General features: G+C 40.6%; 31 protein-coding genes, 1 tRNA gene and 1 pseudogene. 18 read left to right on the forward strand and 15 right to left on the reverse strand.

Annotated features, from left to right (window positions below):
- The first annotated feature begins 6 nt into the window (after window positions 1-6).
- From IB67_RS07430 to IB67_RS07505, 16 genes and pseudogenes are all read left to right on the forward strand, one after another.
- Entirely contained in the window at window positions 7-657 is a 651-nt protein-coding gene (locus IB67_RS07430; protein WP_339745503.1) for an adenylate kinase, read from the forward strand.
- Between the two features lie 2 nt (window positions 658-659).
- The gene (gene map, locus IB67_RS07435; RefSeq protein ID WP_339745500.1) at window positions 660-1418 is read left to right on the forward strand and encodes a type I methionyl aminopeptidase; all 759 of its coding nucleotides are present in this window, start codon (window positions 660-662) and stop codon (window positions 1416-1418) included.
- Between the two features lie 38 nt (window positions 1419-1456).
- Entirely contained in the window at window positions 1457-1720 is a 264-nt protein-coding gene (gene infA / locus IB67_RS07440) for a translation initiation factor IF-1 (RefSeq protein WP_072760580.1), read from the forward strand.
- A gap of 41 nt (window positions 1721-1761) precedes the next feature.
- A complete protein-coding gene (gene rpmJ, locus IB67_RS07445; RefSeq protein ID WP_072760424.1) occupies window positions 1762-1878 on the forward strand; it encodes a 50S ribosomal protein L36 in 117 nt (38 codons plus the stop codon).
- Between the two features lie 35 nt (window positions 1879-1913).
- Window positions 1914-2285 carry a 30S ribosomal protein S13 gene (gene rpsM / locus IB67_RS07450; protein WP_072760422.1) on the forward strand — a complete coding sequence of 124 codons (372 nt, stop codon included), beginning with the start codon at window positions 1914-1916 and terminating at the stop codon, window positions 2283-2285.
- A gap of 43 nt (window positions 2286-2328) precedes the next feature.
- Window positions 2329-2718 (forward strand): 30S ribosomal protein S11, encoded by a 390-nt coding sequence (gene rpsK / locus IB67_RS07455; RefSeq protein WP_072760420.1) that lies wholly within the window; start codon window positions 2329-2331, stop codon window positions 2716-2718.
- A gap of 30 nt (window positions 2719-2748) precedes the next feature.
- On the forward strand, window positions 2749-3378 hold the full coding sequence (rpsD, locus tag IB67_RS07460; protein ID WP_339745493.1) for a 30S ribosomal protein S4: 630 nt from the start codon (window positions 2749-2751) through the stop codon (window positions 3376-3378).
- A gap of 5 nt (window positions 3379-3383) precedes the next feature.
- On the forward strand, window positions 3384-4370 hold the full coding sequence (locus IB67_RS07465) for a DNA-directed RNA polymerase subunit alpha (protein WP_339745490.1): 987 nt from the start codon (window positions 3384-3386) through the stop codon (window positions 4368-4370).
- A gap of 1 nt (window position 4371) precedes the next feature.
- Window positions 4372-4758, forward strand: a complete 387-nt coding sequence (gene rplQ, locus IB67_RS07470; RefSeq protein WP_072760407.1) for a 50S ribosomal protein L17 — start codon at window positions 4372-4374, stop codon at window positions 4756-4758.
- A gap of 98 nt (window positions 4759-4856) precedes the next feature.
- The gene (locus IB67_RS07475) at window positions 4857-6146 is read left to right on the forward strand and encodes a trigger factor (RefSeq protein WP_339745486.1); all 1290 of its coding nucleotides are present in this window, start codon (window positions 4857-4859) and stop codon (window positions 6144-6146) included.
- Window positions 6147-6186: 40 nt separating this feature from the next.
- Window positions 6187-6801 carry an ATP-dependent Clp endopeptidase proteolytic subunit ClpP gene (clpP, locus tag IB67_RS07480; RefSeq protein WP_072760578.1) on the forward strand — a complete coding sequence of 205 codons (615 nt, stop codon included), beginning with the start codon at window positions 6187-6189 and terminating at the stop codon, window positions 6799-6801.
- Window positions 6802-6835: 34 nt separating this feature from the next.
- Window positions 6836-7594 (forward strand): YebC/PmpR family DNA-binding transcriptional regulator, encoded by a 759-nt coding sequence (locus IB67_RS07485; RefSeq protein ID WP_072760403.1) that lies wholly within the window; start codon window positions 6836-6838, stop codon window positions 7592-7594.
- 34 nt (window positions 7595-7628) lie between these two features.
- Entirely contained in the window at window positions 7629-8468 is an 840-nt protein-coding gene (locus tag IB67_RS07490) for a hypothetical protein (RefSeq protein WP_339745481.1), read from the forward strand.
- The gene (locus IB67_RS07495) at window positions 8407-9258 is read left to right on the forward strand and encodes a CheR family methyltransferase (RefSeq protein WP_339745477.1); all 852 of its coding nucleotides are present in this window, start codon (window positions 8407-8409) and stop codon (window positions 9256-9258) included. Before IB67_RS07490 ends, IB67_RS07495 begins: the two co-directional genes overlap by 62 nt.
- Window positions 9259-9296: 38 nt before the next feature.
- Window positions 9297-9686 (forward strand): annotated as a pseudogene (gene lspA, locus IB67_RS07500) (signal peptidase II); the annotation flags it as partial.
- A gap of 151 nt (window positions 9687-9837) precedes the next feature.
- Window positions 9838-10785: an RluA family pseudouridine synthase gene (locus IB67_RS07505; protein WP_498875205.1), complete on the forward strand. Its 948-nt coding sequence runs from the start codon at window positions 9838-9840 to the stop codon at window positions 10783-10785.
- On the opposite strand, the gene IB67_RS07510 is transcribed toward IB67_RS07505, so the two are convergent.
- Complete coding sequence (locus tag IB67_RS07510; RefSeq protein WP_498875206.1) at window positions 10782-12149, reverse strand: HD domain-containing phosphohydrolase; 1368 nt, start codon at window positions 12147-12149, stop codon at window positions 10782-10784. The two genes, IB67_RS07505 and IB67_RS07510, sit on opposite strands and share 4 nt — an antisense overlap.
- 180 nt (window positions 12150-12329) lie before the next feature.
- On the opposite strand from IB67_RS07510, the gene IB67_RS07515 reads away from it, so the two are divergent.
- Window positions 12330-12406, forward strand: a tRNA-Pro gene (locus tag IB67_RS07515).
- A 148-nt stretch (window positions 12407-12554) separates the two neighbouring features.
- Window positions 12555-14282, forward strand: coding sequence for an HD-GYP domain-containing protein (locus tag IB67_RS07520; RefSeq protein WP_498875207.1), 1728 nt, complete (start codon window positions 12555-12557; stop codon window positions 14280-14282).
- A gap of 48 nt (window positions 14283-14330) precedes the next feature.
- On the opposite strand, the gene IB67_RS07525 is transcribed toward IB67_RS07520, so the two are convergent.
- The 14 genes from IB67_RS07525 to IB67_RS07590 form a co-directional block, all read right to left on the reverse strand.
- On the reverse strand, window positions 14331-15389 hold the full coding sequence (locus IB67_RS07525; protein WP_498875208.1) for a hypothetical protein: 1059 nt from the start codon (window positions 15387-15389) through the stop codon (window positions 14331-14333).
- A gap of 156 nt (window positions 15390-15545) precedes the next feature.
- Window positions 15546-17363 (reverse strand): phosphoribosylformylglycinamidine synthase subunit PurL, encoded by a 1818-nt coding sequence (gene purL, locus IB67_RS07530; RefSeq protein ID WP_498875209.1) that lies wholly within the window; start codon window positions 17361-17363, stop codon window positions 15546-15548.
- A gap of 23 nt (window positions 17364-17386) precedes the next feature.
- Window positions 17387-18040 (reverse strand): phosphoribosylformylglycinamidine synthase subunit PurQ, encoded by a 654-nt coding sequence (purQ, locus tag IB67_RS07535; protein WP_339745460.1) that lies wholly within the window; start codon window positions 18038-18040, stop codon window positions 17387-17389.
- Complete coding sequence (gene purS, locus IB67_RS07540; protein WP_072760849.1) at window positions 18037-18285, reverse strand: phosphoribosylformylglycinamidine synthase subunit PurS; 249 nt, start codon at window positions 18283-18285, stop codon at window positions 18037-18039. Before purS ends, purQ begins: the two co-directional genes overlap by 4 nt.
- Complete coding sequence (locus IB67_RS07545) at window positions 18264-18971, reverse strand: phosphoribosylaminoimidazolesuccinocarboxamide synthase (RefSeq protein WP_498875210.1); 708 nt, start codon at window positions 18969-18971, stop codon at window positions 18264-18266. The genes purS and IB67_RS07545 overlap by 22 nt, the downstream gene beginning before the upstream one ends.
- 15 nt (window positions 18972-18986) lie before the next feature.
- The gene (gene purE, locus IB67_RS07550) at window positions 18987-19517 is read right to left on the reverse strand and encodes a 5-(carboxyamino)imidazole ribonucleotide mutase (RefSeq protein ID WP_339745453.1); all 531 of its coding nucleotides are present in this window, start codon (window positions 19515-19517) and stop codon (window positions 18987-18989) included.
- Window positions 19518-19547: 30 nt separating this feature from the next.
- On the reverse strand, window positions 19548-20687 hold the full coding sequence (locus IB67_RS07555) for a 5-(carboxyamino)imidazole ribonucleotide synthase (RefSeq protein ID WP_498875211.1): 1140 nt from the start codon (window positions 20685-20687) through the stop codon (window positions 19548-19550).
- Between the two features lie 95 nt (window positions 20688-20782).
- Window positions 20783-22036, reverse strand: coding sequence for a uracil-xanthine permease family protein (locus IB67_RS07560; RefSeq protein ID WP_498875212.1), 1254 nt, complete (start codon window positions 22034-22036; stop codon window positions 20783-20785).
- Window positions 22037-22173: 137 nt separating this feature from the next.
- The gene (locus IB67_RS07565; RefSeq protein ID WP_498875213.1) at window positions 22174-22947 is read right to left on the reverse strand and encodes an ABC transporter ATP-binding protein; all 774 of its coding nucleotides are present in this window, start codon (window positions 22945-22947) and stop codon (window positions 22174-22176) included.
- 22 nt (window positions 22948-22969) lie between these two features.
- The gene (locus tag IB67_RS07570; RefSeq protein WP_339745441.1) at window positions 22970-23740 is read right to left on the reverse strand and encodes a transglycosylase SLT domain-containing protein; all 771 of its coding nucleotides are present in this window, start codon (window positions 23738-23740) and stop codon (window positions 22970-22972) included.
- A gap of 43 nt (window positions 23741-23783) precedes the next feature.
- The gene (locus IB67_RS07575; RefSeq protein WP_339745437.1) at window positions 23784-24149 is read right to left on the reverse strand and encodes a divergent PAP2 family protein; all 366 of its coding nucleotides are present in this window, start codon (window positions 24147-24149) and stop codon (window positions 23784-23786) included.
- Between the two features lie 12 nt (window positions 24150-24161).
- Entirely contained in the window at window positions 24162-24593 is a 432-nt protein-coding gene (locus tag IB67_RS07580; protein ID WP_339745434.1) for an ATP-binding protein, read from the reverse strand.
- Window positions 24565-25338, reverse strand: coding sequence for a DUF4940 domain-containing protein (locus IB67_RS07585; protein WP_498875214.1), 774 nt, complete (start codon window positions 25336-25338; stop codon window positions 24565-24567). The genes IB67_RS07580 and IB67_RS07585 overlap by 29 nt, the downstream gene beginning before the upstream one ends.
- A complete protein-coding gene (locus tag IB67_RS07590) occupies window positions 25335-25925 on the reverse strand; it encodes an epoxyqueuosine reductase QueH (RefSeq protein WP_339745428.1) in 591 nt (196 codons plus the stop codon). Before IB67_RS07590 ends, IB67_RS07585 begins: the two co-directional genes overlap by 4 nt.
- Window positions 25926-25939 lie beyond the last annotated feature (14 nt).

Here is a 25939-nt window from a genome sequence, read left to right on the forward strand (position 1 = left end):
AAATGCATGAACCTGATTTTTTTAGGACCTCCGGGCGCAGGTAAGGGAACCTACGCGAAGAGGGTAGTAGAAAAGTACAGCATACCACACATCTCAACAGGAGACATATTCAGAGAAGCAATTGCGAAGGGTACGGAGTTGGGTAAAAAGGTTCAGGATATAGTCAATTCAGGAAACCTTGTACCAGATGAGCTCACAAACGCACTTGTGGAAGAAAGACTACAACAGCCGGACTGCGACAAAGGTTTCATACTCGATGGATATCCAAGGACACTCAACCAGGCTCAGGCACTCGACAATATGCTTACCAAGATGGGAAAGGCGTTGACGGGAGCACTATATTTCGAAGTAGATGAAGAGACGGTTGTACAAAGGATATCGACAAGGAGAGTATGCTCAAAGTGCGGTAAGGTCTACAACCTCATAACACTTCCATCAAAGGTAGAGGGAATTTGCGATGACTGCGGTGGACATTTGATACAGAGAGACGATGACAAGGAAGATGTTGTGAGAGGTAGATTCAGAGTCTACATCGAGAAAACATCGCCCTTAATCGAATATTATAGAAATCAAAACAAACTTTTTACCTTAGATGGTAGAAAAAGTGTAGAAGAAGTAATGAAAATGTTGTTTAATATATTAGGTGGTTTGGAATAAGAATGATAAGAATCAAGACAAAAGATGAAATTGAAAAGATGAAGATAGCCGGGCGGGCGGTTGCTGAAATTCTCAAAAGGGCAAAAGACTATGTCGTTAAAGGATCAACCGCTTTCGATATAGAGCTCATGGCAGAAAAGACGTTGAAGGAAATGAATTGCAAGCCCGCTTTTAAAGGGTACGGAGGCTATCCATACATAACAACAGTATCAGTTAACAACGAGGTTATTCACGGTTTTCCGCTCAAGTCGAAAATCTTTAAAGATGGCGACATCGTTTCGATTGACGTAGGCGCTGTTTATGAAGGATATTACGGAGACGGTGCGGTAACCTACGTAGTCGGTGAAACAGATGAACGAGGAAAAGAACTTGTGAAAGTAACTTACGAGTCATTGCTTGAAGCAATCAAGACAGTCAAAGCAGGTGTTAGATTAGGTGATGTATCTTACGCTGTACAGAATTATGTAGAAAAGCACGGATTTGGAGTTGTAAGAGATTTTGTAGGCCACGGCGTTGGAAAGGCTCTTCACGAAGACCCACAAGTACCAAACTATGGAAAGCCGGGTACAGGAATAGTTCTAAAAGCTGGAATGACAATTGCAATAGAACCTATGGTTACTGAAGGCGGCTGGCACGTAGTAATTTTAGATGATGGTTGGACAGTTGTTACGGTTGATGGAAAGAGGTCTGCACACTTCGAACACACGGTCTTAGTAACGGACGACGGTTGTGAAATTTTAACACTAAGTGAGCGTTGTTAAGTGTTTAAGTTTCCTTGGGAATTTGAGAGGTGATTTTTCTGAAAAACAAGGAAGACGTCATACGAATGGAAGGAACAATAGTTGAAGCACTGCCAAATGCTATGTTCAGAGTCCAGTTAGACAACGGATTTAAAGTTTTAGCCCACGTATCAGGAAAGATGAGAAAGAACTTCATCAGGTTAGTTCCTGGAGACAGGGTGGTTGTTGAGTTAACTATTTACGATCTCACCCGTGGGCGCATAGTTTACAGAAAGAAGATAGACGCAAAAGGCGAAGAAGAAATTTTGGACGACGAAGAATAAGGAAAATTGAAATTAATAAATCTCTGAAAGGAGCGATAAACATGAAAGTAAAAGCATCTGTGGGAAAAAGATGTGAACACTGCAAGATTATCAAAAGAAGAGGTAAAGTATTTGTAGTCTGTAAGGTAAATCCAAAACACAATCAAAGACAAGGATAAGTTATAATTAGGAAAAAGTTTGAGGAGGGAGATTAATGGCTCGTATCGTTGGTGTTGAAATACCGAGCAATAAGAAAGTACACATCGCATTGAGATACCTTTACGGTATAGGTCCAACAAGAGCGCTTGAAATCTGTCAAGGAACAGGCGTAGACCCAGATAAGAGAGTTAAAGACCTCACAGAAGATGAAATAAGTAAAATCGCATCGTTCATTCAGCAGAACTACAAAGTTGAAGGTGAACTCAGAACGGAAGTAATGAGGAATATAAAGAGGTTAATGGATATAGGGTGTTACCGCGGCTTAAGGCACAAACTCGGACTTCCGGTAAGAGGTCAGAGGACAAGGTCAAATTCAAGGACTCGTAAAGGTCCAAGACCAAGCAGGATTAAGAAAAAAGGTAAATAAGTAGCACGAACGAGTTGAAGAGGTTTAAAGGAGGGAAAATCAAATGGCGAAAGGTCGTTCAAAAGCAAAGCCAAAAAAGAGAGCTGCCGTTGACCACGGTGTAGTTCACATCAAATCAACGTACAATAACACAATTATCAGTTTAACAGACCCGAACGGTCATGTTCTGAGCTGGGGAAGCGGAGGAACCGCAGGTTTTGAAGGAACGAGAAAAGGTACTCCATACGCAGCACAGCTCGCTGCTGATAAAGTAGCAAAAGACGCAGTTAAGATGGGAATCAAGAGGGTCGACGTAGTTGTTAAAGGACCTGGTGCTGGAAGAGAGACAGCGATAAGAACACTACAAGCAGCGGGTTTAGAAGTTGAAAACATCAGGGATGCAACACCAATTCCATTCAACGGTTGCAGACCACCAAAAAGAAGAAGAGTATAACCTTTTGGTGCTCAATAGGGAGGGAAAATAATGGCACGACATACAGGACCTTTGTGCAAACTTTGTAGAAGAGAAGGAATGAAGCTCTACCTCAAAGGCGACAGATGCTTCGGCGAAAAGTGTCCATTTGACAAAAGACCTTTCGCACCTGGACAACACGGTAGGGAAAAGAAAAAGTTGACACAATACGGATTGCAACTTAGAGCAAAACAAACGATGAAGAGAATATACGGCGTTCTTGAAAAACAGTTCAGAATTTATTATGAGAGAGCAGCAAAACAATCTGGCGACACCCGTGAAAACTTGGTTGCCCAGGTTGAAAGAAGACTTGATAACGTGGTATATAGACTTGGATTTGCCATCAATAGACGCACGGCAAGACAACTTGTCTCACACGGCCACATACTTGTAAACGGTAAGAAAGTTGACATTCCTTCTTACCAAGTAAGACCGGGCGATGTAATATCAATAAAAGACAACAGCAGGAGCATTGAGCCAGTAAAACAGGCTATAGAACTCAACAAAGGCAAAGCAATCGCTCCTTGGCTTGAAGCAGATTACGAACAATTCAAAGGCGTATACGTTAGAAATCCAAAACTCGAAGAGGTTACAGACCTACCAGTCAACGTACAAGCTATTGTTGAATTCTACTCGAGGTGATATTAATGCTTCAAACTTTTGGAAGAAAGTTCAAACTCGAAGAGCAGGCGGAACACGAAGACCATTACTATGCAAGGTATTCCATGTCCCCGCTTGAAAAGGGGTACGCGGTTACTATAGGCAATACTCTCAGAAGAGTCCTGCTCTCATCTATTCCAAGTTTTGCAATCACTGACGTGAGGTTCATCAACCCAGAAAAGTACCACGAGTTCGACACAATCGATGGTGTTAAGGAGGATATAATGGAAATACTCCTTAACCTCAAAAAAGTACAGCTGCGTGTTGAGTCCTACGTCGAATCACCTGTTAAGTTGACAATTAACAAAAAAGGACCGGGCATACTTACTGCGAAAGATATTAACTGCCCAGCCGGTGTCGTGGTGGTAAATCCGAATCATTACTTAGCCACGCTTAATGAAGATGCTGATGTTGAAATAGAGTTGTATGCAACTTCTGGAAAAGGTTTTATTCCGGCAAGCGAAAGAAACGAGAGACCAGAAATAGGCTGGATTGTGCTTGACGGAGTATACAGTCCAGTTATCAAAGTGAACTGGCTTGTGGAAAATGTCCGTGTTGATAAGAGAACAGACTTTGAAAAGCTTGTTCTTGAGATATGGACGAAGAAGAGTGTCAAGCCTTCAGAGGCGCTCAAGCACTCACTTAAGATAATTCTTGACCACTTCAACTTCATAGAACAGAGCCTTAGCGATGTTGAAGAACTGCCAATCCCGACTTATCAAGAGGCAATACCCGTTTCAGAAGAATTTGCATCAACGGAAGACGTTGCGTCTAAGAAAATAGAAGAGCTTGACCTCTCCGCAAGGTCGCTGAACTGCCTGAAGAGAGATAAAATAGAAACAATTGGAGATTTGCTCGATAGAACAGAAGAAGAACTACTCAAGATAAAGAATTTTGGTACCAAATCACTTGACGAAGTAAAAGAAAAACTCCGCGAAAAATTCGGTCTTTCGCTAAGAAAGGGGGACAAATGAAATGAGACACAGGATGAAGAGAAATAAACTGAATAGATACGGTACTCACAGGGTATCGTTGATGAGAAACCTCGCAAAAGAAATCATCGAGCACGGAACGATAATGACCACAACAGTAAAAGCAAAAGTAGGTAAAGAATACGTTGAAAAGCTCATTACAAAAGCAGTTAAAGCGTACAAGATCAAGAATGAAAACAAAGATGAAAGCGTAGCGATCAGAAGACAAATATTTGCAGAACTTGGAGATAGGCAGCTTGTTAACAAACTTGTTGACGAAATAGCTCCAAAATACGCTTCAAGAAACGGTGGATACACAAGAGTTATAAAAGTCGGTGCGAGAAGAGGAGACGGTGCTGAACTATCAGTTCTCCAGCTTGTAGAGGAGTAATCGAGAATAATAGTGAATTGATTAGTCGTATTTAAAAGGAGGGGCTGAACGCCCCTTTTTAAAGTGATAGTGGAAAACGGGAAAATGGAGGTGCAAGAATGGAAGTCAAAGAAATCAGCAAAGAGGAAAATGTTATAATCCGCGAATACACATTCGACAGTGCGGACATAAAAAGACTCGAAGACAAAACAGTTGAAGAATTGAATAAGAGAAAATACCATATCGAAGGATTCAGACCTGGCAGAGTTCCAAAGGAAGTTTACAAACTCAGACTCAAAGAAGCATTCTACGATATCTATGTTGCAGATGAGGCAATCAAAGAAGCAGAAAAGGAACTCGACAAGGAAAGTGTTAGTCTGCTCCTTCCCCCAGTTATAGCAGACGTGAAGATTTCACCAGAAGGTGGCAAAGTCACCGTTGAACTCCACCTCGAGCCAGAAGTTAACTTTGACCCGGCTCAGTTGAAGATTAGAAAAGCCAAGGAAGAAGAAGTACTTGAAGGATATGTCGACATGAGGGTAAAATACGTCATAGAAGAACACGCAATATTGGAACCAAAGGAAGATGAGGCCAAAGAAGGTGACATGGTTAAGGTTAAGGAAACCGTCTTGCTCGGTGAAAAGAAAGTTAGAGACGGCGAAGAAAGGGAATATGTGCTCCTCAAAGATGACGAACGTGATGTTGTGAAACAACTTTACGGAAAGAAAAAAGGCGATGTTGTTGAATTTGAAAAGACATTCGAAAAAGGCGAAGAGAAGATAGTTTACAAATACATCCTTGAAGTTCAGGAAGTGTACAACAGAATACTTCCAGAACTTACAGACGAATTCGTCAAATCTTTGGCTGTTGAAAACGTTGAAACAGTTGACCAACTTAAAGACAAATTTAAGAGTGAAGGAAAAGAAATATACGACAGAGAACTCGGAGATTCATATAGAGTGCAGATAATTGACCAGATACCATCAATTGCACAGATAAATATCAGTGAAAGAACAATACAGCGAGCTGTTGAAAATATCATCGACAATCTGAAAGAAGAAGGAAAGTACGATGCATATGTCCAGAACTATGGAAGCGAAGAAAAGCTCGTTGAGGAGTTAAGAAGCTATTACATAAACATGATTAAGAAAGACCTTGTTGTCAAGAAAGTTGCCGAAGAAAATGATATAAAGGTTGACAATGAAGATATAAAGGCATACGCAGAAAGAGTTTCTGTCGAGTGGGGAGTCAGCCCGGACAGAGCAGAAGCGATAATCAAAGGAAGGCAGGACATCAGGAATGAAGTAATAATGGAAATAGTGGAGTCAAAGGTTGCAAAGATACTTTCTGAGAAAGCACAGATTGAGGAAGTTTCCTTCAAAGAAAAAGAAGAGGGAAAAGAGGAATAAATAACAAGATTTTAAGCCTCTCAAGAGGGGATGATATTTGATGGATAAAGAAATGAAAAAGATTTTTGACCAGTATGTGCCCATAGTTATAGAGACAACTGGGAGATACGAAAGAGCATACGACATTTACTCAAGGTTGTTGAAAGACAGGATTATATTCCTCGGCAGTGCGATCGATGATCACGTTGCGAACCTCGTCGTTGCTCAGTTACTTTTCTTAGAAGCAGAAAACCCTGATAAAGACATCCAGCTTTACATCAACTCGCCTGGCGGATTGGTGACAGCAGGACTTGCGATATACGACACAATGCAGTACGTGAAATGCGATGTTGCAACCATATGTGTCGGTCAAGCTGCTTCAATGGGGGCAGTTCTTCTTGCTGCCGGTGCGAAAGGTAAGCGTTTCGCATTGCCAAACAGCAGGATTATGATACACCAACCACTCGGCGGAGCGGAAGGTACTGCCAAAGATGTGGAGATACTCACGAAGGAACTACTCAGAATCAAGCACATAATTAACGATATTCTAAGCAAGCATACTGGGCAAGACATTGAAAGAATAGAAAAAGACACCGACAGGGACTTTTTCATGAGTGCTCAAGAAGCACAGGAATATGGTATAATAGATAAGGTAATAAAACCGGGAGAAAGATAATTTTAAATGAAAATTTTTTAAGGAGGAAGAGAGTATGTCAGGTCACAATAAGTGGGCGAATATTAAACACAGGAAGGCTGCACAGGACGCGAAAAGATCGAAGATATTCACAAAGTTGATTAGAGAAATCATCGTAGCAGCAAGAGAAGGCGGTGGAAATCCAGATACGAACCCAAGACTAAGAGCAGTTTTAGAAAAAGCAAGAGATGCGAACATGCCAAAAGACACCGTTGAAAGATCAATCAAAAAAGGTACGGGTGAACTCGAAGGCGAAAGATATGAAGAAATAATTTACGAAGCATATGCACCAGGTGGAGTAGCACTTTACATACTTGCACTCACAGATAACAAGAACAGGACAGCTCAAGAACTCAGGCACATCCTCAGCAAGAACGGCGGTTCACTAGCAGAAAGCGGTTCAGTTGCATGGATATTTGAAAGAAAGGGAGTTATTGAAATTCCTGCAGAGAAGATCTCTGACATGGATGAATTCACGCTTCTTGCAATCGATGCAGGTGCAGAAGATATAGAAGAGGGAGATCCAGTACTCGTTTACGCAGCTCCAGAATCTCTAACAAGTGTGAAAGAAGCACTTGCAAGCAACGGATTTACAGGAGAAGCAAAGATTACGTACAAACCAAAGAACAGCGTTAAGGTAACAGGTTCGGAAGCAGAAAAGGTTCTCAAACTTATAGATGCACTCGAAGACAACGACGATGTTCAAGAAGTATTTGGCAACTTCGATATTGATGATGCAGAACTCGAAGCGATAATGGCGAAACTCGAAGGCTAAAACTTAAACCAAAACTAACTTGGGGTTGGAACTTTTGAAAAAGGCAAAAGACTATCCAGGGAAGAAATTCAGGAAAAGAATTCCTATTTTTGTGATGACGTTTGCATTTTTAATACTACTTAACCAGATATCAAATGGAGAGACGCTCTACTTTGGCGTCTCTCCGTTTGATACTACGATGAAGTTAAATGCTAAGTACGATTTTTCTTTCTGGAAATTCAAAGCCAAGTTCGATGTGGATATACCTCTAACAGAGAACGCTGGTTTTATACTTATAAAGCCTGATATCTCAAATCTTTTCGAATCGTTTGAATTCATCGAGGCTCCGTATAAGGTTACTTACACCGCTTTTAATACCTCTATTCCTTTCTCAACTTTTTTCAACCCTGCTCAGAAAGTTTGGTATGCCACGTGGGCAGGCACAGGATACGCAGGTAGCGGACTAATCCATAAAACCGAGAATTTTTCGATCTTAGGTTCCGCGTCGGCAGTCAACGCCTCTATAAGAATCCCCATAGGCTCAGCTAATTTGTACGCGTTTGTAGAACGCACACAATATGGGTTTAACTTTGGAATCGGCAACATAGTTTACCTTTTCACAGGAGAAAAGACAGGTGTAGGTTTCTTTTTATCAGAAAAGAACATCGTTCTTTATACGCTAATTTATCACTCATTAGATAGTGCAAACAGCTTCGATTTAGTAAACGGAATAGCTCTGAAAGCGGATAACTTTGAAATCAATATTGTAAACGATAATATAGATGGAAACGATACTATAATTGGAAGAGTGATTTGGAAGGTAGGTGGAGTCTATGTCGTTGGACGACTTCAAGGAAAAGAAGTTCGCCTGGATGTCGAGTTTCCAGTCTGGTGATATTCCAGAACTTCCTTGGGATCAGTTTGAATGGTTTGTTGGCAAGATAAAAGAAACGATGGGGCTCGACCTTTCCGGCTACAAGCCTGAGAGAATGAAGAGACGCATTGAAATGCTAATAAGAAAGTACAACTGCAAGAGTTATAAAGAATACTTTGACTTGATTATGAAAGATAATAAGAAAAAAGACGAATTCCTTGACAAACTAACAATAAACGTGACGGAATTCTTCAGAAATCCAGAAAAATGGGAAGAACTTAAGAAGACATTCCTGCCTGAACTTTTAAAAGAAAGCGGTGCAAGATTTAAAGCTTGGAGTGCCGGTTGTTCTTCTGGCGAAGAGCCGTACACGCTCGCCATACTTCTTGAAGAATTAAAAGCTCCACCAACAGCAAAGGTACTTGCAACCGATATAGATATGGGCGTTCTAACGAGAGCGCAAATTGGTGAATACGAAGAAAGATCAATGGTGAGCACACCGTTAGAGTACATACAGAAGTACTTTATCGTAAGAGATGGCAAATACATCGTGAAACCAAACGTAAAAGCTCGCGTTCAATTTAAGAGGCACAACTTGTTGCAGGATCCATTTGAAAAAGGACTCGACCTGATAATGTGCAGGAACGTTGTAATATATTTTGAAATGGAGGCAAAAGACCAACTCTACAGAAAATTTGCGGAAAGCTTAAGACCTGGTGGAATATTATTTGTAGGAAATACGGAAAGGATATTCAATTACAGAAATTTGGGTCTCGAAGTGGCGAGTCCTTTCATCTACAGAAAAATCTGAAGTACTCATTTCAAATATTTTTGATAGGGAATGATTAGATGTTCTGGCTTGTTTTAGCACTTACGCTTGATCAAATAACCAAGCATCTCACGACTTTATACATACCGCTTGGAACGATTAAGAGAATCTACGGCATATTCTTCTTAACACATGCTACAAACAGAGGCATTTCGTTTGGACTGTTTGCGGGTGTGAAAGAGATTGTCATTTACCTCACCCTCGTTATTATAATTGGACTGTCAACTATACCTCTGTTTTTCAAACTTAACAAATTCACCCAAACAATGCTTGGTTTTATATTAGGCGGTGCGCTCGGGAATCTCATAGATAGAATCCGATACGGTTATGTTGTTGATTTCATAACCCTTCTGGGTTGGCCCACTGTTTTCAACGTTGCCGATATATTCATTACGATAGGTACAGTTGGCTTAGGCATGTGGTTTATTAGGGAAGAACTTAAACACGGACCGATTTTCTCGCATCGGAAAAGTAAAGATAGATCAAAAAGTGCAGGTGAGACGTTAACAGATGGCACAATTTCAAGAGGTATATACAGAAGATACAGACCGAACAGAACTGATGGACATACAAGTGACGAACAGAGAAGACGGCTGGAGACTCGACAAATTCGTAATGGAAAAGACTCCAGACTGGATCTCGAGGACTTACATACAGAAGGCTATCAAAAGCGGGGAAGTGCTGGTCAATGGGACTTCGAAGAAGCCGAGCTACAAGGTGAAGTCTGGGGATATAATTACCTTGAAGGTTCCGGAGAAACCGAAACTTCCGGAGATTCTCCCGGAGAATATACCGCTTGACATAATCTATGAAGATAAAGATATACTGGTGATAAACAAACAGCCAGGCATAATCACCCATCCAATTCCTTCGCACACATCAGGAACCATTGTTAATGCAGTGCTGTATCATTGCAAGGACTTGCAAGGTATAGGCGGGGTAATGAGGCCTGGGATAGTGCACAGACTTGATAAAGATACAAGCGGAGTGATGGTGATAGCTAAGAATGATTTAGCGCACCAATCACTTACAAAGCAATTCAAAGACAGATTGACTGAAAAACTTTATGTTTGCCTTGTTAAGGGTGTTCCTGCAAGACCTGAGGGTGATATTGAGATAAGCATAGCGAGAAACCCTGTGCTTAGAGTCAAGATGACAACGACACAGTCTGAATATGGAAAACCTGCACTCACGCATTATAAAGTTGTTAGGAGATTTGGAAATATTGGCTCTCTGGTTTTTGCATATCCGAAAACGGGCAGGACTCATCAGATAAGGGTGCACATGAAATACATAGGACATCCGCTGATGGGCGATGAAGTTTATGGAAGAGCGAAAGAAGACGAGCAATTTGAAATATACAGGCAGATGCTCCATGCACTTAGCCTATCATTTTACCACCCAAGGACAGGCGAAAAGATGAGATTCATAGCACGACTCCCAAAAGATTTTGCCAAAGCTATTGAAAATCTAAACAGATTTGTTGAAAATCTTCAAAGCAGTGATTAGAAAGTGTCTTCACTTTGTCTATCCTGAACAATTTGTACAAAGTCTCTTAAATGCCTGTTAAACAGTTCTATGAGCCACGGGTCGAACTGTTTTCCTTTCATATCGTTCATATATTCTATGGCTTTTTCAAGCGACCATGCGGGTCTATAACACCTGTCATGAGTTAATGCTTCGAAAACGTCGGCAATCTGAGCTATTCTAGATTCGAGTGTGATTTGCTCACCTTCCAAACCATATGGGTAGCCTGTTCCATCCCATCTCTCGTGGTGTTCCAAAGCTATGACGGCACCCAGTTGAAAGATCTTGAGCGATGAATTTCTCAGAAGCTCAAAACCTATCAAAGTATGTTCTTTCATTATTGCGAACTCCTTATCATCAAGCTTAGCGGGCTTATTGAGTATATAGTCTGGAATTCCAACTTTTCCTATGTCATGCAGTGCGGCAGCACCGTGAATTAACTTCACATCCCTCGAATTGTGACCAGAAAGTTGTGCCAAAAACTTTGCAATTTCCGATACTCTATTAACATGCTCTCCTGTTTCTTCGGACCTTGCCTCGACGAGCTTGGAAATCATCAAGACGAATTCATCTTCAACATCAAATCCTTCCTTCTGAACAAAAGCGCTTTCTATATTCTTTAGTAAAGAATTTACATAAGCAGACTCGAAAGCCTTCAAATCACGCGAAGTGTACAAGGAGAACTTTACAGCATTATGTTTAATGTTGATCTTATAGTTGTATTGGTTTGGAAGGTAGTGATTTTCTACTCTTATGTTTTTTGGAGGGAAGATCCTTTCTCCATTGACAAAGATTTCAGAAGTGATATTCAGCTTTGAATCACGGAGTGACAAAAACGTCCTGATTTGAAAAAATGCATTTATGAGAAGTTCCGAAAGATTCATCTCGGGAGCTTCTTTCACAATTTTCTCCAATGAAGTCATCGCCTTCTCTAGTGAGCATATATCCTTGTAAGTTTTGAGCATTGAAATCACTGTAAGCTTGGTCATAAAATCGCTTGTTTTATTTTTGTCTATGTATGCGTTGATATCGTAATCTCTCGTTAGTAGATCGGGCGGAATCTTCTCAGGATTTGCCGTCATGAGAACAATTCTCGTTCTTGAATCATTACATATATGTCTAATATGGTTTATTACTTCTATGCCTGAATCATCCTTTTCCATAACTAAGTCTGTCATTACAAGAGCGTACTTTTCCGGTACAAATATCTTTCGGAAGTCTTCGTAACCATACGCCTGCTCTATTTCAAGATCTTCGCTTTCAAAGTTGATTTCACTCAAAATTGATTTCAATTCAGTATGGACAGTCTTGGAGTCGTCAACTATCAGAACCTTGTAATGTGGCACGTCAACACCTCCAGTATTTGCAAACCATAATATCTAAGAAGCGATACACTAATATTATATCACGGTACTATGCAGATTAATCAAAAGACAAAAATTCCATCATTAAATGACGATTCATTATATGTCCATCTTGATAAAACGGATTTCTATGATAAAATAATTTACAGAATACAAACAACTCTGGGCGTAGTTCAGATGGCTAGAACGCCAGAATCGGGATCTGGTGGTCGTGGGTTCAAGTCCCACCGCCCAGACCAATAGTTACATTCAACGCCACGGTTTTTCCGTGGCGTTTTTGTTTTTTTAAATTTTGGTTCGTCATTTTTTAATCAAATCGAGAATCCATATGCTAAAATAATATAAGAAAAAACCACGTTAAATTATTAAAAAGAGGTGAAAAAACGAATGTTCAGCCGAAAAAAGCCGAAGGAAAGCATTAAAATGAGACATTTTTTAGAATTGAGATTTACTCAGATGGTAGCTATCACTCTTGCTTTACTTACTGTTGCTTATATTTCAGTTTCTGCAGTTGTAGTGTCGATGTACAGGGATAGACTCGACAACTTGCAGAAAAACACCTGGAGAATTATTGATGATGAAGTTGATAGAATTACTCGAATGAGAAACTTAGCAATTGCAAGAGGTATTCAAGAATTCATAAATGAAAGAGTAATGACAGGTTACTTCTCAATGACAGAAAGCAATTTTTTCAGCTGTTCGATTTCGACACCTGAAAGTGTAGAGAACATAATTTTTGAACGAGCCACCGAAATTCCGAATGAAGTTAAAAAATATCTCAAAGATGATTATCAACACTATATAAGCATGGTGGTTTATGAAGACACAATTTTGAAGTACATATACCTCAAGCTACCTCAAGGTTACTATGTAGGAAAATTGACGGATAAGCTTGGCGAGAATCTTTTCGAACATATTGAAATTATATTGAACTCGCTTGATGTAAAAGAGTTTCATGTTTACTCCTTTGTCAAGGAAGGTGAAATCAAGCAGGTCTACGCCATCGAAAAGTATAAAGAACCACTAAGTGAGGTTGAAAAGATAGTTTGGGATGTTATTAGGAGCGGAAAGAGATATTTTAAGAAGGCTTTTGCAGAGGTAGAGTTTGCTGACATATTCAAGTACGAGGATGAGAAGATTAGCATATCACCTGTGGTACTCCACGTCAAATTTAATTTAACACCATTCTTGGTGCCGGTATTGGTGGGGCTTGTTCTCATGATATTAATAACACTTTTCGTTCTGCTTCTTTTAAAATTCGTAGCTAGAAAGATTGCGTATCAATTTTCTTTGCCGTTTGAGTCGATTGTATCATCCATGAAAGAATTTTCGAGGACCCATATGTACACACCTGTTGACGAAACATGCAATGTTCTTGAAATATCTGAGATGGTTCGAGAATATGGAAACTTGGCGGAGGATTTGTCAGCAACTTTGCAGGAATTAAAAGCTACTAATGAAGAGCTCGAAGATGCATATGTGAATCTGGAAAGCCTTTCAAAAGAAGTAGAAGATTCGTACCTTTCTTTCGCTCGTCAACTATCGATGATTGCAGAAAGCTACGACGAAGTGACAGGCAACCATATCGAACGTGTTGGGGAACTTTCGGCATATTTTGCTGGTAAGCTTGGGTTAGAGAAGGATTTTGTTGAAAAGATAAGAATATTTGCACCATTGCATGATATAGGGAAAATTTTAGTGCCGAAGGAGATATTGACTAAGCCAGGCAAATTGACAGATGAAGAATTCGAGACGATGAAGCGCCACGTAGAGCATGGAGCTAAGCTACTTGGGGATTCAAAATATTTCGAAGTGGCGAGGAACATAGCGAAATACCACCATGAAAAGTGGGATGGAACTGGATATGTGGAAGGGCTGAAGGGCGAAGAGATACCGATAGAAGCGAGGATAGTGGCGTTAGTTGATGTATACGATGCATTGAGATCAGAAAGACCGTACAAAAAGGCGTTATCGCACGAAGAGGCGGTGAAGATAATCTTGGAGGGAGATGGAAGGACGAGACCAGTGCATTTTGATCCGAGATTGCTCGAGATTTTAAGAGAAAATTCTGAGGAAATAAAGAGTTTATGGGACGAAATTAATACAAAATACTAAAAAATAAAGGGGCGGGTAACCGCCCCTTTCTATTCTTATTTTAAAGTTTCACTTGCCAACTCTTTGATTCAAGTCGCGTATCATCGTTTCTAAGAGCGATACTTTCCCTGCGAGCTTTTGTACTTCTTCTGCGAGTTTCGAAACTGAATTGTACAGTTTCAAGATATCTATCTCTTGCGAGTTGAACTTTGTGGAAAGTGCGGACAGCTTTGATGACAGGTCAGCGATATCGTCTTTTAGTGGCGATATCATGTCTTGTACTTCTTCGACAGATGGTTTTTCGCTTGTAGCATCGTATACCATGTTTACATATTCTTCAAGCAAATCCATCCTGTCACTTAGTGAATTCATACCCTCAGTCTTAAGAGGTGCTAACATATCTTCCACATCTTCAAACGATGGTTTACTGCCTACAATCTCGTATATTATGTTTGTATACTCTTCGAGAAGGGCTATACGACCAATCATAGCCGTAAAATCAAACTCTTTGATAAGTTCCAACGTTTCAATTTTAGATGCGAGTTCTTCGACTTGCGTTGCATCGGCTTTTGTAGAAAGAATGTCGAAAATATTTACTATGTCTTGGTCGTGCATGTCTATGCGCAAACTGAGCGTTTCGAGTTCTTCGAATACTTTTTCTTTATCTGCTATCGCATCTTCAATGTTCAACAATTTATCAGACAGTGTTCCAACAAGATCATAAATTTTCAAAATATCCCCATCGTGAATATCAAGGGTTACGAATACATCTTCAAGATTTGCAGAAAGGCTTTCGATATTCAAAACCTTTGCCTCAAGTTCGTTCAGTCGTTCTTCTGTAAAATCTGAAAACCCATAAAAGTCATCCACTGATAACTTTGCATCTGCCAGTTCGTAAAGCAGTGCCACTAATTCCTCCAACTCTGAAATTTTCTGATACAACTCTTCATGTGTGTCGAGGAGTATATCTGGCTGTTCTTGAGATACGTCAATCTCCCTGCTATCTAGAACTTCGCAAGTACACTCTTCACCTTCTGCATGGGTGTGTTCTGTTGTTCCTTCAGCAAAAGTAACTGTCATGATTAAGCTCAGAAAGACCGCAAGAGTTATTCTTAAATACCACTTCATACAACTTCCCCCCTTCTTTAGAAGAATAGCAATCTATTGAAATTATACTACACAAGTTACAAAAAAAGGCAACAGAAAAATTATTATCGAAAATTATAGCGGTACCTTCCCTGGTACCGCTATTTATTAACTACCATTAATAAGTCTAAATGAGTATCAATAACAAAATCCTATTCTCTTAACAGGAAGGGCTGTTTTCGGTTCTCCAAAAACGAGAATCATTTGGTGGATCGGTTCGGTCCTTGGAACTGATAATTTCAGGTTGTATCCAAGTTTTCTCAGAGCAGACCTCAAAGTTTCATTTCTGCTGAAATCGTGCATTGAAACAATGAATAAGCCCTGCCTTGAAATGTTTTTTATTTCATCTTGGAAATGCTTTTCTCTGCCTAATTCAAAATCGTGGTATCCGACAGCGTAAATAGGTCCTTTCTTGGGTCTGGGAATATTCATATTTCCCACTTTCCCAACCATTCCAACAACGAGAGTTGGCGGGATGCCTTTTCCCTTGTACGTGTTGTAAAGAGAGGCGTTACCCGATGCAACAGGTACGTTGAAAGCTTCACAAACATCTTTCAAGCCCCTCATCTGTGCGGCTAATCCCATCGGCTCTACGTCAGGATCTGCATAATTTATACCATCTGTTATCGCTATTGGTTCTCCACCAACTGATAGTGTTTTCCTTATCGCTTCGAGGACAGTTATGTAAGCTCCCCAGTATGGACTCTGTGTGCTAATATCTGCTCGACTGTGTATAGCCAGAGAATATCCCACAGATGACTTCATATTGGAGTAGTCTTTAACTCTCATGACAGCTGGTCCTAAGCCGGGTGGCAATATCGTATCTGTGCCTACCATGTAGTCGTATCTCTCAAAAACATCATGTGCATCGACTTCTTTAAATCTGAGCCATTTGAATTTCGGCATTTCGGAAGGAGTGTATTCGTATATCGGCTCTTCGGGTGATTCCTCAAGCAGTGAAGCTGGTACATCGAGCACAGTTTCATCTTTATATTTTGCTACATAACGACCACCGTCAGTGACTTCTGCTACTATTTCTCCAAAGAGTAAGTGTTTTCTTGCGATTTCCAAAACCTTCTGTGCTCTTTCTGGCGAAGTTACAACTGCCATTCGCTCTTGGCTTTCGCTTATGAGAATCTCTATCGGTATCATATCTGGTTCCCTTAAAGGCACTTTATCAAGGTGTACTATAGCGCCAAGCCCACCTCTTGCAACGAGCTCGCTTGTCGCTGAAAGAACACCGCCTGCGCCAAGATCCTGAGCTCCCTCAACTAAATCCTTTTCAACCATTTCTAAGAATGCTTCAATGAGCAATTTCTCAGCAAATGGGTCTCCAACTTGGATAGACAATTTATTTGCCTTCTCGCCCGTTAAATCTTCCGAAGCGAATGAAGCACCATGTATACCATCTCTTCCTGTTGCTCCGCCGAATATGACGATAACTTGTCCAGGACGTGATGCTTTCGATTCGATTAAATGCTCATTCCTGCCGACACCAACAGCCATGACATTCACAAGAGGATTGTGTTTGTAAAAATTTGAGATGCGCAGTTCTCCTCCGACTGTTGGAACTCCAATTGAATTTCCATAATCAGAAATCCCTTCGATTATCCCGTCTACGATTCTATCCATATGGAGCGAGTCCAAAATAGCGGTCGGACGTGCTCCCATCGCAAGCACATCCCTAATGATGCCGCCAACACCAGTTGCCGCACCGTTAAACGGTTCTATAGCACTCGGGTGGTTGTGGCTCTCCACTTTGAATGCGAGAAAGTTGTAATCATCGAGTGGCACAACACCTGCGTTGCCGCCCTTGCCTGCTTTTGGTAATTTCCTTATGTACCCCTTCGTATGTGAATATCCACAATGTTCACTCCACATCACAGTGAATGCTTCTATCTCTTCTCTCGTTGCTTTCCTGCCAAGTTTGGATTCAAGAATCTCGAGGTATTTCATTTCCTACACCACCTAAGTAAGCATTATTTCTTGTTTTTTATGTAGTTATACACCGATAGGAATACTCTAAGACCGTCGTCAGACCCCAGAATCTTTTCAATCGCTCTTTCCGGATGTGGCATCAAGCCGAATACGTTCTTTTGCTCGTTTGTTATACCGGCTATAAATTCATCGCTACCGTTCACATCTTCAGTATATTTAAGCGTTGTATTAGTTTCCGCAGTTTTAATGAACCTACCAAAACCATGTGCGATTGGTAGTCTTATCTTTTCACCTTTCAAATAATATCTTGTAAAAGGCGTATCGTTGTCCATGACTTCTAATTCAACGGTTCTGCATATGAACCTTCCATTGCTGTTTTGTAAGAGAGCTCCAGGAAGAAGCCCCATCTCGACAAGAATCTGGAAACCGTTACAGATACCAATGACAAGCCCCCCACGGCTAATGAAATCCTTTATCTTTTGGGAGATAGGTTCTCTTGCAGCGACAGCACCAACTCTGAGATAATCGCCATACGAAAAGCCACCGGGTAAGACGAGCAAGTCGGCATCTATATCTGAATGAACATCTACAAACTCTGTCTCGAAACCTACGTATTTACACGCCCAAAGAGCGTCTCTATCACAGTTGCTACCCGGATAGACTACAACCTGTGCTTTTGGAGCGTTTATTTTCATTTGAGTTTCACCTCATACGTTTCAGTCACAGGGTTAACAAGCAATTCTTTACACGCTCTTTCAACGAGTACCTGCGCTTCATTTTCATTTTCAGCCTCGATCTCCAAATGTATAGATTTCCCGAGCCGAAGAGTCGAAACCGGGATGTTATGTTCATCGTTCAAAACCCTCTTGATAGTTTCGCCTCTCGGGTCTCTTACGTTACTTTTGTACTGGATATCTATCACAAAAGAATACTTTGGCATACTCCCAACACCACCTCGTATTTTTCCATAGGATTTCCAAGATCCCTTCTATATATATCTTTGTCGAATATCTCGCCCGCTTTTCTCAACCTCATAGTATCCGGTGAAATCTCATCTCCAAGGCAGATGTTCCCTTCGCTGTCCGTCCCATACTCGAACTTTATATCCCACAGCTCAAAGTTGTGGATTTCGAAAAACTCTTTAAGAAGTTTTGCAGATTCTTTTGCAGATTCTATGACTTTCAGTGCAGTGTTTCTATCTACGATGCCAAGCACTTCGAGGTGTTCGATACACATAAGTGGATCGTGCATGACATCACTCTTGTATGTGAACTCAACCAAAGGAGACTGTAAATCTTCTCCTTCTTGTCCGCCATATCTTCTCACAAACGAACCAGCCTTCTTAAACCTTACGATTACTTCCAGCGGAATCATCTTGAGCTTCTTTGCACGTATTTTATTGGGCGGGATGTAGTTCATGAACATTGTATTGACACCTTTCGTGTTGAGATAGTGCATGAGCCTCGATGTTATCTCAGAACACATTTGCCCTTTTTTCTGCATCACATCGTGCTTTGCACCATCGCCCGCTGTGATGTCGTCCTTAAATGTTAAAATAACGCTATCATCGTCTATTGCCTCGACGATTTTTGTCTTACCTTCGTAAAGGAATCCTTCACCCTCCATTTTTTCACTCCCTTTTCATTCTTTACTTTCTTTACTTTTTAGATATTCGGCATAACCCATATCTTCCAAATCTTGTGCCTTCTTGATAACGTCACGTCGCATATCTTCTTTATATTTGATGAGCTTTTCTCTAAGTTCTGGATATTTCACAGAGAGTATTGAGACAGCGAGTAAACCAGCATTTTTTGCGTTGTTTATTGCGACCGTTGCAACAGGCACGCCTTTTGGCATTTGAACTATTGAAAGTAACGAATCGAGACCTTCGAGGCATGATGATTTTATAGGAACGCCTATTACAGGTAAGGGAGTAATAGAAGCGGTCATACCGGGAAGGTGTGCCGCTCCGCCAGCACCAGCGATTATAACTTCTATACCGCGCTCATGGGCTGTATGGGCGTATTCGAACATCCTCTCAGGCGTTCTGTGAGCAGAGACGATAGTCAGCTCATATGGTACACCGAATTCTTCAAGCACTTCTGCGGCATCTTTCATTATCTTCAAGTCAGAATCACTTCCCATTATTATGCCAACAATAGGCTTTTCCATGCGCACACCCCCACAAAAGAAGAACAGTATTCAAGATTCCGAAATGATCTTAACCCTGTCTTTTAAAAACTTCGCCTTCTCTATTGCCGAATCGATATCTTTATCAACAATGGTTATATGCCCCATCTTTCTGAATGGTGCAGTTAATCTCTTACCGTACAAATGCAGATAAGCGCCGGGTGTTTTGAATACTTCTTCGCCCCCTATGATTTTTGGAGTACCTTTGTAGCCAGGTTCGCCGAGCAGGTTTATCATGACAGCGGGAGAATGTTGTGTGGTTAGTCCGAGAGGTAGATTTAAAATAGCGCGGATATGTTGTTCGAATTGACTTGTGTAGCACGATTCTATGGTGTGGTGTCCTGAGTTGTGAACCCTGGGAGCTATTTCGTTTACCAAAATCTCGCCGTTTTTTGTTAAAAACATCTCAATTGCGAAAACCCCCACGGCTCCGAAAGGTATAAGAGATTCCAAAGTCCTTAATGCAATTTCTTTAGCTTTTTGTGCTGTTTCATCCGAAATCCTTGCTGGTGATATAAGCATGTCCAATATGTTGGATGATTTATTGAAGACCATTTCCACAACTGGATAAATTGCAATCTCACCAGATTCGGAGCGTACCAGCAAGACAGAGAGTTCCTTTTCGATTTCCACGTATTCTTCAAAGTAAGAAGGAGAGCTCAGAATATTTCTCTTGTCACCAACATCTCTTAAAACAGCGACCCCTCTACCGTCGTATCCCCCACTTCTCGATTTTTGTACCACAGGAAGATACTTCTCTATCTCGTCTTTCCTAATTTCCTCGTCTGTTCCTAATATCCTCGATGTCGGTATGCCGTTGTTAACAAGGTGCGTTTTCTGTGCGTATTTATCGTTTATAAGTGCTAATAACTCAGGTGAGGGTTTTATATTAAATCCGGCTAATTTGATATTTTTCAGGGTATCCGTGCTTGTATGCTCAATTTCGTATGTCACAACATCAGACTTTTTCGCAAGTTCGAGAAGTTTTTCAGAATCGTACAAGTCCCCCACAATTAATTCATCACACACCGGAGCTATTGGACAGCTTGGGTCTTTGTCGAGGGCAACGACCCTTAGATCCATTTGCTTAGCTTTTAATGCCAACATCTTTCCGAGTTGTCCGCCACCTATAATTCCAAGAGTCTTCATCATACCTAACCCCTCGAGTAACCAAATTTTTCTTTATTCTTCTGAATAAAAATCCCCCACGGCTCTATGCGGTTATCTCTACATTATTCTATATTCTATTATTTTTCCAATTTTTCAGGTATGAGCAGATTTGCGATTATTCCAACTATAGCAGCCAATGCCATACCTTTGAGCTCGACGTTTCCAATTTTAACGCTTGCTCCTCCTATCCCCAAAGTAAGTATGAGTGCGGCTATTATGAGGTTTCTTGACTTGGCGAAATCGACTTTTGCTTCAACAAGCGTTCTCACACCAATTGATGCGATCATACCGAAGAGTATGAGGCTCACGCCACCTATGACTGCTGTTGGAATCGTTTGAAGAACTGCACCGAATTTAGAGAAGAACGCAACGAGCATTGCAAGAAGAGCAGCACCGCGCAGTATTGAAGGATCATACACTTTTGTTATTGCTAAAACACCCGTATTTTCACTGTATGTTGTGTTAGCGGGCCCACCGAGGAATGCAGCCATCATGGTTGCAAGTCCGTCGCCGAGGAGCGTTCTGTGGATTCCAGGCTTTTCGAAGAAGTTCTTGCCAACGACTGCGCCGTTTGTTGTGATATCGCCTATGTGCTCCATAACGGTTACGAAAGCAACGGGTGCTATCAAGCTTATTGCGCCTATATCAAACTTTGGGAAAATGAAGTTGGGAACTGAGAACCAGGCAGAGGATGTTATAGGTGTGTAATCAACTATACCAGAGAGTGCTGAGGTGATGTAACCTACGAGAACACCCATCAGAACAGGAATTAGTGAGAAGAAACCTTTGAAAATCGTAGCAGATGCTATGACTGTTAGGATTACGACGAAGGCGATGGACCAATTTGAAGAAGCCATATTGACTGCTACTGGGCTTAGACCGAGGCCGATTACCATTATCATCGGACCTGTTACTACCGGCGGGAAGAGTTTCTTAATCACGTTCGTCCCAACAAGTTTTACGATCAGAGAGAATATCAGATAAACCGTCCCAGCTACGACAATTCCACCGAGTGAGTACCTAATGTCTCCGTACTTTTCCTTAACGAGAATTATAGGTGCGATAAATGCGAAACTTGAACCTAAGAAGACAGGGACGATACCGCCTGTGATGGAGTGGAAAAGAAGAGTTCCTAAACCTGCTGTGAAGAGTGCTACAAGAGGGTCTAATCCAGTTAAGAGTGGAACTAAAACCGTGGCACCGAACATCGCTACGAAATGTTGTAAGCTGAGAACGAATTTCTTTGAGGTGGGTAATGATGAAACGGCTACAGAGTCTGAGGAAACGGAAGAAATAGGCTGTGAATCAACAAAAATAGCATCTTTTTCCATCTTTTCTCCTCCTTTCTCGCCTCTCTGGACGAGTTTAAAGGTCTTCGACCTACTACAACCTTATCTTATCACAACGCAGTGCAGAAAGTCAACGTTAACAAAAAGTGACTTTTGTGACATGTGAACGAGATAATTTTTCAAATAATTATCAATGGATAATTCACATTAGGGACAGGGTTTGATATGACCTTAAGTGATATATTGTAAACCTCGCTCAGCAGTTTTTCGGTTATCACTTCAGCTGGTCTACCCATACTCACTATTTTCCCATCTTTCATAACGACTATGTAATCACAGTACTTCACGGCTAAAGGAATGTCGTGAAACGTGCCGACGACAGTTTTACCGTTTTCGGTTAGCTTTTTGAGGTAATCAAGAACCCGAACAGACTGACCTATGTCGAGATGATTAACAAGCTCATCGGCTAAGATGATGGGAGTATCTTGGTATATAGCACGGGCAATTAATACTCGCCTTTGCTGTCCACCGCTCAGTGTGGAGAATATGCGTTTTCTGTAGTCAAGCAAATCAACGGTACTCAGTGCACTTGTAAGTTTTTCTTCATCCACAGCGGATTCGAAAAACGAACCGTGGGCAATACCTCCCATTTCGACGATTTCCTCAACCGTGAAATCGTAAGCTGGGTTGAAATCTTGTGCAATGTAAGCTATCAATTGTGCAACTTTTCTGTGAGATAACTTAGAAATGTCCAGTCCATTTACAAGTATCTTCCCTGATTTTGGCTTAAGAAACTTCATTATTAGTGATAGAAGCGTGGTTTTGCCAGAACCGTTAGGACCTATAATACCAAAGAATGAACCTTTCGGCACGTCGAAAGAGATATCTTTAAGTTCGAAAGTTGGGTATTCGAAATTTATTTTATTGATCTTCATTATTGCTTTGTTTTCCATAATTTGCACCTCGATTTGAGAATCATTTCGTTCCAAACAACGGCGGTATCGATGGTGGAACAATAACAGGAATATCGTTGACAGTACTTGTGTCCGGATTTGTTGAGGTAATTGTTGAAGAACCTTTCTCTGTTATTTCTAAACTTGTTGCTTCAAGTGTTGTCGATGTTGCTGATTGCTCAACGTTTTTTTGAACAACACTTGCCAGATTTTGTTCTGCTTTCTGTTTCATCTCACTTGTATGGAGTGAATCGTAGAAGCTGTACTGTTTCATTATTGTCTGTGCGTATGTGACTTTATTTTTGCCATTGTTGTAGTACTCCAACGCTTTTTGCAGTGAACCGTGCTTTTTGAAAAGGTATGAAAGGTATGCTGTTCCATAAGTTATATTTAATTCATAATTTGTGAGCAATTCGTTCCAGCCATTTTTCGGTACATCGAGTTTTAATAGTTTTGCTATACTCTGAGCTGTCGAAGGAAGAATCTGCATCATTCCAAGCACTCCGCCAGCACCTTTTGCATTTGTGAAGTTGCTCTCAACCGCGATGACTGCTGCGATATATGTTGGTGGAAGCTCGTATTTTGTGCTTACTGTGTAAATCACTCTCCAAAGGTCGTCAACAAATTCCTGGGTGGTCTGTTGACCAACGTTTTTTCTTCTTTTCTGAACTTGTTCCTTGAACCAGTCTGGGGTCTGGATTTCGACTAATTGCGCAAAAAGTATCGAAGCTCCAAATAGAACGAATAGTACGACTGCTACTAGAACAGGCTTTCTGACAGAACTCTTTGACAAAACCACACCTCCGCATTTAGTCAAATTTTTACGCTTTCCACACTTAAACTTTGTACAGTTTAGTTGTTAAAATTGCGACCACCCAACCAAGTAAAAAACCATAGATGACTTCCATCAATGTGTGTCCCTTATTTGGATCAACGTTTCTTCTCAGTCCTACAGCATCAGCGGTTGTAATAGCTAAAAAAATGGCAGCTATCGCTGTCATCGGTGAGTTGAATCCTGTTTGATATCCGACCGCCCAAGCGAGCGCTGACGTTGTTGCGACGTGAGCACTCGGCATTCCACCGTATCTTCCAAACACTCGGATATCTTTGTATATAAATACCTTTACAACCTGAGCGGAGAAGAAACCGAAAAAGGCGGACATAAACGATGGATTTTTAATAAGACCTAAAAACCAGCTCACACTATTTCCTCCTTAGGTATGCTCTTCCTTCTTTGGTGGAATCAAAAATGAACGTTTCAGATAAAGCAAATTGCCTTCCTTAACATTTCTGAATTCCATAACCTCAAAAATTCTCTGAATTATATAAACACCCAATCCGCCGGGACGTATGTCGTTCAAATCGCGCGATCTGATTTTTGAAGGATCAACTTTAGGACCGAAATCTCGCAAAATAACTTCGAGAGTATTGGGTTCTATCCAGTTTAACGTCATTATTATGTACTTTGGGTCGCCATTATAAGTATGTTGTATGATATTCGCAATAGCTTCGTTTATTGCCAGCTCGGTATCAAATATATCTTTATCAAAGACATTTCGGAACGATAAAAATGTGTGTATTACAACTCTTGCCAATTTAATATTCTCAGTTAATCCACTAAATGATATCGTAACTGTCTGATTCAATGTATCCTCCCCCTAATTTTGTTAGAATTATGCCAAGCGCAACCATTTCTATTCTATTCAAAGGGTTGAAATATGTCTCTTTTCGAAATTCGTTTAGCTTTTTTATTATACCACCAAAGTACTCATTATCGAAATTCGAAACTAATATATACTTAATGAAATCTTTCCATTTTATCATATCATCGTATTTTCCGCTCTCGTGCGCAAGTTTCGGCAAATCTGTGTAAGCACCTTTCCCAAACCATTTAGCGAGTAACAAAGCCTGCCTTATACCTTCTTCAGAAGTTACTACAACATCCGATACACAATAGCCTTCCTTTTCTCTTACCTTCACATTGCTCGGTATTAGATGTATATCTAAGCCATTATACGCAACAACGCCGAATGTAATGTTAGAAAGCGAGTATCTGGAAAATTCCTTCTCTTCAACCGAGCTATATTTTACCACTAAAATCTTAAAATTTTTTAATTCTGTCTTAAAATGCTTAGATATTTCTTTTATTTCATCCGAGTAAATAAATGTATTGAGCAGTGAATCCTTGACATATTCTTTGAGAAGCAGGTCAAAAACTTCTTTTTCATCCGATATTTCGACCAAAACCGTTACGTCGCCTACTGTATATGGAATAAGCGTGTACTTCTGGCTCTGGAGCGTAAAATCGACCTTAACTTTTGTTGATAAGGCGATTGTTCCGTACAATTTCTTTTCACTTTCCATTTCTTCGATTGAGTAATACAGCCTCATTTAAATTCCACACCCTTCTTGCTTTCCTGATTTTTCAAAGAAAACACGCAACCACAATAGTTCTGCCTGTATATGCCGAGCTGTTTTATAAGTTTCTGTGCTGAATTGTACAGCGGGCTCTTTCTGTAAACATTTGGGATATACTGAACAGAATTACTTTTCGATATATTAAAACCAAGATTATTGATCATCTCTACTGACTTTTTGGGTGAAGCTGTGAGCGTTGTTGAAAAGGACCTGTATCCGTTCTCGTTTGCAAATTCTAAAGTTTTTTCAAGTCGCATCTTTATGCAGATTTCACAACGCTTTCTGCCTTCCGGCTCGTTTTCTAATCCTTTTGTTTTTTCAAAAAACGTCTCAGGGTCGTATGGAACTTCTACAACATTCATTTCGAAAAATTCCGCAGCCTTCAGAACTTCCTTGTACCTTTTTTCGTATTCAGACCTTGGGTGTATGTTTGGATTGTAGAAAAAAACATCTCCGCGCGCCCCGGCAAGGTATGAGATAACCAAATCGGGAGCACAGCAAACATGCAACAAGTGGCAACTTGGAGTATCGTTTTTCAAAACGTACCTATCTTTTTCCATTTACAACCAGCTCT

It is taken from the genome of Fervidobacterium riparium (assembly GCF_025370035.1).
Classification (GTDB): Bacteria; Thermotogota; Thermotogae; order Thermotogales; family Fervidobacteriaceae; genus Fervidobacterium; species Fervidobacterium gondwanense.